General features: G+C 46.3%; 6 protein-coding genes. 5 read left to right on the top strand and 1 reads right to left on the bottom strand.

The genetic code is table 11. From position 1 onward, the window contains the following. Positions 1-63: 63 nt before the first annotated feature. Complete coding sequence (locus tag ACYVF1_RS26915) at positions 64-201, top strand: TMEM175 family protein (RefSeq protein WP_461084855.1); 138 nt, start codon at positions 64-66, stop codon at positions 199-201. Between the two features lie 254 nt (positions 202-455). After that, on the top strand, positions 456-1,394 hold the full coding sequence (locus tag ACYVF1_RS26920) for an alpha/beta hydrolase (protein WP_461084799.1): 939 nt from the start codon (positions 456-458) through the stop codon (positions 1,392-1,394). A gap of 140 nt (positions 1,395-1,534) precedes the next feature. On the opposite strand, the gene ACYVF1_RS26925 is transcribed toward ACYVF1_RS26920, so the two are convergent. Continuing rightward, entirely contained in the window at positions 1,535-3,661 is a 2,127-nt protein-coding gene (locus ACYVF1_RS26925) for a sensor histidine kinase (protein WP_461084801.1), read from the bottom strand. Positions 3,662-4,439: 778 nt separating this feature from the next. Between ACYVF1_RS26925 and ACYVF1_RS26930 the strand changes: the two genes are divergently transcribed. The 3 genes from ACYVF1_RS26930 to ACYVF1_RS26940 all read left to right on the top strand — a co-directional run bounded on the left by ACYVF1_RS26930 (position 4,440) and on the right by ACYVF1_RS26940 (position 13,892). Beyond that, on the top strand, positions 4,440-10,613 hold the full coding sequence (locus ACYVF1_RS26930) for an Ig-like domain-containing protein (protein WP_461084803.1): 6,174 nt from the start codon (positions 4,440-4,442) through the stop codon (positions 10,611-10,613). 223 nt (positions 10,614-10,836) lie between these two features. Further along, positions 10,837-11,223: a response regulator gene (locus ACYVF1_RS26935; protein ID WP_461084805.1), complete on the top strand. Its 387-nt coding sequence runs from the start codon at positions 10,837-10,839 to the stop codon at positions 11,221-11,223. 125 nt (positions 11,224-11,348) lie between these two features. Then, positions 11,349-13,892, top strand: a complete 2,544-nt coding sequence (locus ACYVF1_RS26940; protein ID WP_461084807.1) for a tetratricopeptide repeat-containing sensor histidine kinase — start codon at positions 11,349-11,351, stop codon at positions 13,890-13,892. Positions 13,893-14,060 lie beyond the last annotated feature (168 nt).

The following is a 14,060-nucleotide window of genomic DNA, read 5'->3' on the forward strand; positions in this document are numbered from 1 at the left end:
ACCTATGGTCAGATTTTTGGGGAGCAGTTTCAACCCATCCTGCTCAAGCTTTTTCCCTATGTGGTGAGTTTCCTCATCCTGAGCATTTATTGGACGGGGCATCAGTACCGGTTTTATTTTATCAAGCTCATAACGCGGAAGCATCTATGGATCAACGGCATTTTCATTGCCCTTGGGCATCTTATTTACATACAGGAGTAAGTATTGTGCTGTTTTGCTGGTTCAGTTGTCGGACGGCTTTCTGACGACCCAAGCGCGTACCGGTGCCCTTGCCGAGATCGAAAATACAGTTTCTCAAAAACAGACGAAGAACGAACCATCCGATTAGACGTGTGGTAGGTTCTTTCTTTTCATAACAGACTTTATTAGTTCACCGCAGACTGTGAAGAAGATTTCAGGGGTAGGATTAGTTTTATCCTAAAAGAGCCTTCCTAGATAAAGTAATCGAAATCAATATGAAAGTCTCCTCCCTTTTCCTTCATAAAGTGAATGTTGCGTATTGTTTTATTGTGCTAGCCCTCGCTGGCCATGTCCGTGCTCAACAGATTATTCCTTTATATACAGGCTCTATTCCCAATGCTACGTCCTACGCGATGAAAGAATTGACGCAGGAAAAAGACGGCAGAGTCGTTTGGTACAGGAAAGTGTCAAAACCCACCCTAACCATTTTTTTGCCTCCTAAAGAGACCGCTAGTGGCACCGGAGTTGTTATTTTTCCTGGGGGTGGTTATTCGGGAGAAAGTTATGATGCAGAGGGGCTTAAAATAGCGGAATCCTTTATCAAGCATGGGGTAGCCGCTTTTATTGTCAAGTACCGTTTACCCAGCGACTCTATTATGGTTGATAAAAGTATAGGTCCGCTTCAGGATGCCCAACGTGCCATAAAAGTAGTGCGGGAGCGTGCTGCCGAATGGGGAATCAAACCCGACAAAATTGGCATTATGGGCTTTTCAGCGGGTGGGCATCTGGCGTCAACAGCCGGAACGAAATTCAACGAATCCCAGATCGAGAACACCAATAAGACCAGCCTGCGCCCCGATTTTATGGTTCTGATTTATCCGGTCATCTCTATGAATGAGACCCTGGGTCATAAAGGATCAAGAACGAGTTTGCTAGGACCTAAACCAACCGCGGAACAAATTGAGCGATTCTCGAATGAACTGCACGTAACAAACCAGATTCCACCTACTTATCTAACTCACTCCGGAGACGACACCGTCGTTGACGTGGATAATAGCATTGCGTTTTATGAAGCGCTACGTCATCACAACGTAGCGGCTGAACTGCATCTGTACCCAACGGGTAATCATGGATTTGTTTTAAAACTTCCCACCGAAGAGTGGATGCGCCCTCTCTTTACCTGGATGAAAAAAAACGACTGGCTAAAAGAATAAGCTCCCAGCAACCGGCCCTATCATGGGAGGCCAATTTGAGATTGTTAAGTATATTGAATAGATATAAGCCTACAGAACTATCTTCTGTCTTGGGAAACGGGCATTTTAGGAAATGAGATTACACGTCAAAATGGTTTTTTCTATTGCAGTAGTTCAACAATAAACGTACTCCCTTCACCTGCCAGACTCTCTACTCTCAAGGTTCCCTCATAGCCCTTGGTAATAATATCGTAGCTTAACGAAAGACCTAATCCGGTTCCCTGCCCGGTGGGCTTGGTAGTGAAAAAGGGCTGAAAAATCTTGGCCTTCACCGATTCTGAAATACCTGTGCCATTGTCCAATACCCGAATCTCCACCCTATTACCCGCTCGCCTGGTATTTACAGTTACTGTGGGCTGATAGTCAGAATCCTTACTTTGTCTGGCCCGCTCTGAAACGGCGTAAAAGGCATTATTGTAGAGATTGAGTAATACCCGTCCAATCTCCTGAGGAGCCACCGCCACCGGTTCCAGCGCCGGATCAAAATGGGTGACTAACTCACAGTTGAAGGCATTATCCTTTGCTCTCATGCCGTGGTAAGCAATCTTGAGGTATTCATCGGCCAGTGCGTTGAGATCAGTGGGTCGTTTTTCGCCGGATTCGGTGCGGGAATGTTCGAGCATGCCTTTGACGATGCTGCTGGCCCGCCCACCGTGGTGGTTAATCTTGTTAAGGTTGCTCGCCAGATCATTGGCAATAAAATTGGCTTCCTCCACATCTCCTTTAGCTAACTCCGATTTAAGTTCATCGACTAGTTCGACGCTGACTTCGGAGAAGTTGTTGACGAAATTTAAGGGGTTCTGAATCTCGTGAGCAATACCAGCGGTCAGCTCGCCCAAACTAGCCAGTTTTTCTTTTTGAATGAGTTGGGCTTGGGAAGCTTTCAGTTCAGCAGTACGGGCTTCGACCTGTTGTTCAAGCAGTTGGTTTTGGGTTGCTAGAAGCTGACGCTTCTCTTCTGTGATTTGCATTACCGCAGCGGCTTTAGCTCGATCTTCGGCTAAGATTTCCTTAATGCGTAGAACAATATAAACTAATAAAGAAAGGGGTAAAGACAGAAAGAAACCTGTACCTAAGGGTAAAATATAAGGGCTAAAGTCATTGGCACCCGATATGAGTAATAGAGCAATGCTCAGCGCAAAGCCAATTGTCAGAAATGCGCCTACAACTATCGCCCATTGAGCCCCTTGCAATTGTTTTCTTTTCCAGATAAGCAGCGAGAAAAAGAGTAAAAATTCGAAAATTGTGGCAATAGAACTGAATAAATTAGTATAAGTGTAAGCGGTTAGACCAGCACCTACTACCGAAATGCCAATGAGTAAACTAGTAATTAGCCAGGAGGGTGGATACTTTAATATACGCCATAGGGTGATGGGTAAGAAAGCAATAGCGATACATAAAAAGATATTTCCTAATCGATAAATGATCACTTCTACAATGAACGGAGGCTGAAAAACGGCATCCCCCAACGTAAACATACAGTAAAGAACAAGAAACGACTCGCCGATAGCGAGCAATTGAATGGTTTTCTTTTCATATAAATCCTGTAAGGCTAACAGCCAGTACAACGTAGTCAAGAGGAAGGATACAGCTAGCCAAAGGGTAGAATAAATTAAAAAAAATCGGGGATTGTTTTGCAGCCAATCAAACGTCTTTGGACCAACGATTCGAATTATTTTGCTCGTTCCATCCTCCAACTCGCCTTTCAACTGATTCTTTGAGAAGGGAGAGACATAATCGACAACATGAAGCGCTATCAGATGTTCATGGTCGGCAGTCAACTCGAGCGGAATGGCTGATTGATAATACGGATAGTGTTCACGATACGGTTTACTACCAGCACCTGTATGACCAAAGGACGTAATTAACCGCCCATCAACATACAAATCCATCGCTGCCCAACAGAAGCTAAAGGCCCCTATTTGCATATCCGAAACCGTAGAGTCTAGTCGAATAGCGAGCCGAAACCACCCTTCGGCCCGGCCTGTTTTGTCGGTATCTCGAACGGATAACGTGCTTGGCATGCGTTGAGACCAGTCTACGGTATTTAGACCCGGACTAGCCCAAACCGGATTGTGCCCTGCCTTGAACACCCATCCACGCATTGATGATAGATTAATGAGCTGATTGGAATCAAACATGCGCTCAGTCAGGGTGACAGTTGTATCCTGAGCCGGACAATACGTTAGGGTTAGGCAAGCGAGTACCAGGGCTAACAAGAATTTCATAATAAGCTATTGGGTGGATTGGATGCCACTACATTCTGACTTCATGAGGTGTCTCCTCTTATCAATCAGTCAAATCGGAATAAAGCGTAAAAACCCAGGACAGATTTATTTACACCTTTCTTAGCAAAGATATTTGGTCAAAGTTGGTAAAGGCTATCTCGTTTGAGACAAATCCTATCAATTTGGGTTCGATCTGATCGATTCCAGTTTGGACCAAAAAGTTGTGTAGGAAATAAGGTTATTAGAATGCTATAGAAAAACCAGGGCAGGGGTACTTAATAAATAGACCCGTCGTGTGTTTCAGACGAAACAGATTTTCGCAGTCAGGGCATTATTTTTTCAATGGCAAGTCGTCGTTTTCTGCCTTACATGCCGATTCTATATAGCCAAGTAGTCAACGTTTTATAGTGGTATCACCAACTCCTGAGGCATAGGATAAATTGGCGTACAGGCAAAGTCAGAAAAAGCCACTCATCAATCACGTTGTCCCAAACGAACTAGTTTTTGGCTCAAACGAACCAGTGTTTCCAGGCGAGCCAAAAGATATTTGACCTGTCCAAAGCGCAAGGCTACTAGCACTACCAGGACATCAGTCAAGTTCACTCTTATCTCCCCTAAAACATGACAACGTTCGTCTGTACTGCCACTCTTTATCTGTTCAGGTTAATTACCATCCAAAAGGGAACGCTGACCTACATTACGCCATAAAAAGCGCGAAACTGAGCAGATTTAGAGCATTAATACGACCATTTCAGTTATTCACCTTCCCCAAAAACTTATGCGTTTTTTCTACACCCATCGCCAGATCCGCTATTTCCCAGATAAGGTAGTTCTGCCTGCACTGCTCCTGCTTATACTGGCCTTCCAGCCCGCGCTGGCACAAACGATCCGCTACGTAACACTGGACCCAACTGCTTCATCTTGGACAAATACTATGGGCAATCTGCAACAGGCTATCGATGCCAGTAGCGCGGGTGATCAGATCTGGGTTGCCAGCGGTAATTATAAACCAGGATCACAAGGTAATACCGATCGTGCGATCAGCTTTACGTTGAAAAGTGGAGTGGCTATTTACGGAGGTTTTAATGGAGATGAAACATCTCTATCGCAACGTCAGATCTCGGGGCCTTCATCTACTACGTTATCTGGCGAATTGAAAGGTTCTAACAGCCCGCTCGAAAACAGCTACCACGTCATTCGGAATACTGTTGCATTGGCCGAAGGCACTACGTTAGATGGTTTTGTGATCAGAGGTGGTCGGGCCGATGGAGATGGTATCAACAGTTGGGGTGGCGGATTGGTCAACACTCCGCCTGCCAATCAAACTGCGGTTATTACGTTGCGTAACTGCTACTTTACAAGTAACTACAGCCGAACAACCGCCGGAGCCCTGTTGTCATTTGCCACTAGTAATGGCCTGGCTAGAGTAAAATGTTCTAATTGCACGTTTGATGCCAATTCGACGAAGTATGCAGGCGGAGCGATATTTATTGGCAGAAACGAATTTAATTCAGCTTATCTGGCAAATACGGGTCTCAATGAGGGAGTATTTGACGATTGTGTATTTAATAATAACCGAACCAATCAGGATGGACAAGGTGGGGCGGTTTTTCTGAACAGTCGTGGCGATCAGAATACCATCAGCAAGTTCAATCGTTGTTGGTTTACAAATAATCTGTCTACCAACGATGCGGGAGGCTCTACTAATAACAGTGAAGGAGGGGCCGTATATAACTTCGATGGATCGCCTACGTTCAGGAACTGTGGTTTTGTCGGTAATACTGCCAATCAGGGTGGAGTATTGAAGTCACAGGTGTATAGTACAAGCACGAGTGCGCTTGCCAGGCCAACATTTACAAACTGTAGCTTTACAAAGAACCGGGCTGTGGGTAGCTTTCCTGAAGGAGGGGCTTTTTACTTAGGAACCAAATCGCGCATCCTTCTGGAAAACTCGATTGTCTTCGACAATGGAGGTAGTAATACGATACACGTTTACGACACAGGTTTTTCGTCGCTGTCGGCAACGTCGTCGTTGTTCGATAATACCGTTACTACGTATAACAATAGCACGAACAACAATTCAACTACTACGACTAGTCCATTCAGTAGTACGTCAACGCTGGCTACTTTCCCGTGTTCACCTGTACTGAATGGGAGTTCTCCTGCCTTATCAACAACGGCGCTGATTGGTTTAAAGGATCTGGCGGGTAATACCCGGCAGGCAGGGCCGGCGGTAGATTTGGGCGCTGTTGAGTTTCAAAGTGCACAAATAGCGGCCTCCGCAGGAGAAATTAGGGCCAATGGTTTGACTGGTTTACAAGTCCTTTGCGTCGGTGCTAAGATTCCCGCCATTACCAACAGTGATGCTGGCCTGGCTCCTCGCGGATATAGTTGGCAAATGCGGTCTGGAGGTTCAGGCTCATTTACTACAATTAGTGGGGAAACCAGTCTTACACTGACGGTATCAACCTCAATTGCCAGTGGACAAATCATTGAATACCGGCGTGTAGCCAGTACATGTAATGAATCTGATCTGCCCTTATACAGCAACATATTGACGTTTGTAGCGTCCAGTACGGCTATTTCTCCAGGCAGCATCAGTGGCCCACCTTTAGTGCCCGCACCACAGGAAATACAGCTTTCGCTCACCAACGTATCATCCGGCTCGGCGCAGGCAGGACCCACTACGTATAGCTGGCAGCAGGGCGAAAGTAGTTGTTTTAACACCTATAACTGGACTACGCTTCCGAATACGAACACACTGACTATCTCATTGCCCACATTAAGCGCTGGGGCGACGCCTTCGGCTGAAAAGGAGTTTAAATTCCGACGTATCATCACGAATGCCTGTAGTGTTTCGGCAATCTCGAATGAGGTGACGGTAAAGGTGGTGAATACCGTCGGCAGCATCTCGGGTTCGGTATTCAGTCAGGATGGTAATACGCGCGTCGGTGGCGTTCTGATCACCGCTGTTCGCAATACGACCGGGCTGGCAGGTGGTCAGGCAGGCCCAAAATCGTATACAACACTAACAAGCTATGGCGCTCCTGGTGTGACGGTAGGTACCTACACGATTCCCGTGTATTGGGGGATGAGTAACACCACAGTACCAGCGTCAGTAACCGCTTCGTTATTTACAATTACGGCTAGCTTCCCGGGTCATACGTTCTCCGCAGCGCAAGACACGACGCTCAACCAGAACAACGCTAATCCCATTGTAAATTTCACCGATTATACTACCTATGGAATAACGGGTTCGGTTATCCAGTCCTGTACCAATTGCATTACCGGAACTTCTGGACCAGCGTCAGAGACGGGCTTAGTAGGTTGCCCAGTCGATAATGTAACTATGGAAGTTCAAAAAAGCGGTTACATTAACAGGAGTGTGAGTGGTTTTAAAGATGGTGAGTATGGGCGTTATGATCTGGTTGTACAGGACCCATCATCTCATACAGTATCGGCTGCTTATAAAAATCTGATTTTTCAGCCGGCTACACAGACAATCTCAGTAACGTCTGGGCAACGTTCTTATACACTGAACTTTACGTCGCAGACAGTCCGCACTATTACAGGGCGATTTACGGGAGGATGTAATGAATTTATTGGTGATGCCGAACTGGAATTCAGCGATGTATTGCCGAAAGCGGCTGACAGTACGGCCCGACTCGCCTGTTTTAAAAAGCGGGTAAAAACTCAAAATGGTTTTTACACTATAGCATTGCCGCCCCGAAAGTATAAGGTATCCGTAGTGAGTTTTACGAAAGCAAGTGGGGTTACTGTTGATGAAGACAAAGTAGTGAAGTTTATCAATGGGCCCAATGGTCTCAATCCCGATTCACTTACCCGCGACCTTACGACGCTAACGACAGCAACCAGCACAACACTCAACCTCAATTATCAGGTACCGCCAACGCTGTCGATTTTGGGTTTGCCTGCCGCCTGTAATCTACAAACACCAGTGGCCATTGAACAGGCTCGCCCTTATTCATTATCGATAGTGGCTTATCAGGCAGCTATTACGTCCAGTGGGAAAGTTTGTCTGGTACCAGATCCGCCTGTTTCCAGCACGACCACCAGTACATCGGCCAACACGGTGTCTGTAACGACAGCATTACGTACGGGTGAAGACGAAAATTTCACATTGAACCTGGTTAAATCGGTAGCGAGCTGGACGCTTACGCCTGGTTCGCCCAATGTTGTTGCACCCTACACCCGAACGATTAATGTAAAATACAAGGATGCGTACGGTCGTGATGCTACAGAGCTGCTCACTTCAATTATTGTGACAGGCATAAAATCAGATACGGCAACCTACACAACTGCATCGCCTGAAATACCGATGTTGGTATTACATGATCCACCAGGCGACAATAGCTTCAGTAAATGGAGTAAGAACTCGACGCAGGAGAGGGCCATTTCGTTTTATAGTGCTAAGGGCGGATCGGCAAACACCTGGCTGGAAGCCAAATTAGGTACCAAGTTTTCGACGGGTATTGGGGTAGAAATTGAGAATGAAGTCTGGGGAACGTTGGGAGGGAATGTATCCTCCTCCGTTCGCAATAATTCAAGTGGAGAAACCATTATGAAGACAACGATCCAGGACGAAATTTCTACGTCCGGGTCGCCCGACTTTATCGGTGATGCTGCTGACGTATTCATTGGAGCGGCTCTTAACTTCTTTTATACAACGGCAACGGTCATATCAGTCAACCCGACTTCGTGTAGTGTCGTATCGACGAGAGAGATTATTATGGCCCCGAATGGCATTAAAACGCAGTTCTATTATACGGATGACGATATCCGAAACCGACAGATTCCGAAGCTTCAGGATATTATAACCACCAACCCCACCAGCGTATCGGCGCAGGAAGCCCTTCGGCAGATAAGTGTGTGGCAGCAGCTTCTCAAACGCAATGAGGATAATAAGAAGCGAGCTGAGTTTGTGGAAAACAGAACATTCGGTAGCGGTGTCGAAATCAGCAGAACCGTAACCCGCTCTGTTTCTAAATCAACGGCAATTGAGTTTGCCATGGACATTGATGTGGGTGTTGCCGTTACGGCCGGTCTTGAGATTGGTGGTTCAGGAATTAGTGGTGGGTATTCCGTTAACTTTAAAATGGAGTCGGGAGGAAGCGACACTCAAACCCAGACAGAGGAAATCAGCACCGGTTATTTTCTGAAAGATGACGATGCCGGCGACAATGTGACGGTCGATGTTAAAACAGATCCGGCCTATGGTACGCCCGTTTTCTCGGTGCTGGGGGGCGAAACCAGTTGCCCGGCAGAACCCGGTACAGTCGCTCGTGATCGTGCCCAGTTCAACGCTCCTGTGACAAGAATTACGAATATTCCGGTAACTGGAACAGCGCAGTTCTCGCTTGTTGTGGGTAATAGTAGCCAGGTAACCACCGACGCCAGCCGGAATTATATAGTTCGTTTTGAGTCAAGTAGCAATCCGGGAGGAGCCAGAGTGCTTATCAACGGAAGTCCAGGTCCTGTATCTGTTCCAGTGAACCGTTTAGGCCAGACAATCTTAACTGTAGATGTTCAACGACCTGCGAATGCCAGCTCAACAGTCTATTCATTTGAGGGACTCCAGTTCAGGATCACTGATGGCTGCGACTCTGATCTGGGCGCTGATGGACGAGACATTGCCAAACCCATTCTATTGTCGGCTTTCTTCCAAAGCCCCTGTAGTTCGGCCAGCTTGGTTACACCCGAAACGGGCTGGATTTCGACTCGCGCCGACAATAATCGTATTCCGGTTCAGATTGGTGGCTACACGCAGGCTACACTCAGTAGTATTGCCTTACAATACCGCGAAACAGGTGGTGGCACCTGGACAGATGCCTTCAGTCTGAATGCCGGTCAACTCAGTAATAGCATTACACAAGCTTCCATGAATACTAGTGGTTTGGTCGATAATGGCTATTCGCTACGTCTCAGAATCGAATGCCCCACGGGCACTGGCGGTACGAATATTACGTATTCGACCCGAGTTGATGGCCTTATTGACCGGACACCGCCCGAACGATTCAGTAATACGTTGCCGGCGAATGATACGTACGTACCGGGCAGCGTGATCGGTATTACGTATAACGAACCACTAGCTTGTGGCCGACTCACGAATAGCAGCGCTACGGTCCGGCGGGCATCGAATGGTCAACAGATTCCGGTGTCAGTAGGATGCTCAAATAATCAGGTTGTGCTGTTGCCGTTGGCTAGCCTGTCGCCCTACGCGGGTGAGGTGATGAGTGTTACGTTAACGGGCGTGGCCGATCAATATGGCAACGTTCGTTCGACGCCAGATACCTGGAAATTTGCGGTGGGTAGCCCAATTGCCGCAACGGGAAACAATTCGCTCTCGGTGGCCATTAGCAACAGCCCAATTTCAGAAAGTGCAACTACGCCGATGCGGGTTGTTTTCCGGCTGCCGCAACAAACGACGAATAACGTATTGGTTAATTTCAGTATGGGCGGTACCGCTACGTTCGGCACCGACTATACCGCTACGTCGGCAGGCAGTCAACCCCTGTCGGCGAGTATAAACGGAGCGCTTGGCACCATCATGATTCCAAGTGGTGCTACGTCTGCTACGTTGCTCATTACGTCGATTAATGACGCCATTTACGAGCCTGACGAAACAGTGCTGATCAATCTTCTTGAAGGAGGAAATTACAGCATTAGTGCGGCTTCGTCGGTAACGGCAGTTATTCTGAATGACGACCCGCTGACCAATCCGGATATAATTACCAGCGTTCGCACCGGTAACTGGGAAGACCCTGCTACGTGGGATTTGATGCGATTGCCTTTGTTGACAGACCAAGTGATTATCAGCCAGAACCATACCGTTACGTTGTCGACAGCGGGATCAGCCAAAAAGATCGTCCCGCGAATTAACTCCCGACTGCGACTGCCGTTACCGTCATCAAAATTACGATTGATGCTCTAACGTAACGCGAGTTAGTAGGGTGATTAATTGCGGTTAGCCGATCAGGTTGAATCTATTTCAGAACTGATCGGCTAACCGCTTTATCTGATGGTAATGGCGGACCAACCTTTGCATAAACCAAAGGGCATGGCGGAATGCACCTCCATGCAGGGAGTGACCTTTACGATCTACCTGTATTATCTCTTCAATTAGTAATCAAATTACAGCGTAAGCTTTTTCTTTTATGACCATCTTAGTTGTCGACGACGAACTTGACATTAAAGAACTGTTTCTTCAGCGATTCCGCCGGGAAATTCGTACGCAAGCCATTCAGATTGCTTTTGCTCATTCGGCTCAGGAGGCACTAGATTACCTGGATAGACAAGGTAGTAAGGAAATACTCATTTTGTCGGATATCAATATGCCGGGTATGAGTGGACTGGAGTTACTTCGGCGTGTCCGGTCGCAGTATCCGCTACCTCCTCCCCCCGTCATCATGATGATTACAGCCTATGGCAATTCGCCTAACTACCAGCAGGCAATGGCCAATGGCGCCAATGATTTTCTGAGTAAGCCACTCGATTTCAATCTTCTGAGAGAAAAGCTCAAGCCATTTGTAGATGGACTATGATTAACCTTAAAAAGTGGCTATAATGACCGCTTTCGCTGTACTTGCTCTACGTATGGCCAGTGTAAGGAAGGCGCCTGATTATCCATTTCCTGATCCTGTTGACAATTAAATTGATGCTGAATTCCATGAAAAACGCTGTTTTAGGGCTTCTCCTTACCCTTCTAAGTGTTCAATTCATCTATGCACAATCTGCTGCTACCCGTTTGGCAGTTTCACTTGATAGTATTCAGTATCTGGTAAATGCACACCCCAAAGACGATACGACAAAAGTTAATTTATTGAATACCCTTGCTCGGTTTTGTTTTTATGACATACAACTTAAACGAGGGATTGTAAACGCCAAAGTGGCTCGTCAGATAGCCCAAAAAATCAACTACCGCAAAGGAGAAGGTCTGTACTTACGCGCCCTGGAAGTTCTTAATTCACAATCACCGCACTGGCTTTATTTTGAGAGCCAAACCCGTTGGTTTTATGAGCGCATTGGCGAAAAAGAAACCGTTAATCCTCTGGAAGTACCTGAAGGATTGCCATTGGATTTCAAAAAAATCAGCACCGAACTTTCTACGGCTCTTACCTATGCCCGGCAACAACAGGACAACGAATTAACAGCGATCTTCCTTCAGCTTATCAGTACATTGTATGCAGAATCAGGAAGGTATAAAGATTGCTTATCGTATGCAGATCAGGCTATTCAGCTCTACCAAAAGATTGGTCAGCCTATTCCTGGCTTTTTTGTTCTTACAACCAAAATGAGAGTTTTGGAAGAACTTAAGCAAGTAAAGGATGCCAATGCTGTAGAAAAACAAGTCATCAACATCATTGCCCAAACAAGGGATAGTCGAGATAAAGCACTGCTTTGTTTTCAGGCGGGACGCATGTTCAGGCACGCCCTTCAGAATAAATCCGGTTTAGCACTTGAGTACCTGTTCAAAGCAAATACCTTGCTTGAACAAGTGGGCGAAACGCAATTACGAGTGGAAGTTTTGAATACGATAGGCTATACATTTAATGCACTGGTTATGTACAGCAAAGCGGTTGATTACTACACCAAAGGGATCCCATTATTGGGGCACATCACAAATTATCCCTATACTGCTCTTAACATATTAATGAACCTCAGTTATGTAACGATTAAATTAAAGCAATTCAACCAGGCAAGTCGTTACATCAACCAGGTTAGTGAAATAGAAACTAAGTGGGGAATTAAAAATAATTTTTTTCATCATGAAACCCGTGGGGAAATACTTATGTATCAGGGGCGTCCTCAGGAAGCTATTCCTCATTTCCATTTGGCGAATGAAGCCTGGAAAGTGATGCGAAATACCCAACAGGAGCATCCTTTTGTGAATCTGTATATAGGGCAATGTTATTTAGCGTTGGGAAATTATAAAGAAAGCATCGTCTACGGCGAAAAGGCCTATAAAGGTTCATTCACATTCAATCGGCAGGAATTAGTCATAAAAACGAGTTTACTGTTGACCGAAGCCTACGATCGAACGGGGCAGCCGTTGAAAGCGTATGAATTCCTCAAAATACACCATGATCTTGTCAAGGCAAACGAAGCGCAAGACGTGGTTGGCCGTTCGTCAATGGCCGAAATAGAAAGTATTATTCAAAAAAGCGAGCAGGAAAAAGCGGCCCTCGAACGAGAAAAACTGATAAAAGAAGCCGAAAATCAAAACCAGCGGTGGTGGCTGATAACAGCGGTGGGAATTTTAATTTCTGTTTTTGTACTGATGCTGGTATTATATCGGAATAACCGGCAAAAGCAGAAAATCAACAGTCGGCTGCAAACACTGAACCATGAAATCGAGCAGCAAAAAGAAGAGATTGAAACCCAGCGCGATAATCTGGAAAATACGCTCAATGAACTGCAACTCACCCAAACTCAACTGATTCAGAAAGAAAAACTCGCCAGTTTAGGTGAATTGACAGCTGGAATCGCTCACGAAATCCAGAACCCACTGAACTTCGTCAACAACTTCTCCGAAGTAAGCACTGAACTCATTGACGAGTTGAAGGAGGGGCCGTTTCAAAAACTGCCCGACGACGAGAAACAATACGCCGAAGAAATTCTCGGCGATCTGACCAGCAATCTCAAAAAGATCAACCACCACGGCGGGCGGGCCAGCAGCATCGTCAAAGGCATGCTCGAACATTCCCGCACCGAATCCGGCGAAAAACGACCGACGGATCTGAATGCCCTGGCCGATGAATATCTCAAGATCGCCTACCACGGCATGAGAGCGAAGAACAAAGAGTTCAACTGTGAATTAGTTACTGATTTTGATCCGGCGCTGGAACCGGTGGCTGTGGCTCCTCAGGAGATTGGACGGGTCTTACTGAATCTCTACAATAATGCCTTCTATGCCCTTTCCGAAAAAGCAAAGAAAACCAGTGATGCTGACTACAAGCCGACGGTCACGGTTCGTACAAAGCAGGCATTCGATCAGGTGGTCATTCGCGTGTCGGACAACGGCACGGGCATTCCGAATGCGGTGAAGGCCAAGATCTTCCAGCCCTTTTTCACCACTAAGCCAACGGGCGAAGGAACCGGCTTGGGCTTATCGCTCAGTTATGACATTATCACCAAAGGACATACAGGAACCTTGCAGGTTATCAGTCAGGAAGGTCAGGGAACGGAATTCATTATTCAATTACCGCAGTAAGACAGCTATCACAACGTAGTATAATCCTGCAAATAAGCCTACGCTCAACGTATATACATAAACGTTCGATTAGGTTTATTCCCCTATTACAATCTCAATAAGGCCCTAACGTATCAAAGTAGCTTAGTCTCTACTGGAGAAATAAGCAAAAATTTACCCCTCCTGCAC

The organism is Spirosoma flavus, assembly GCF_054778555.1.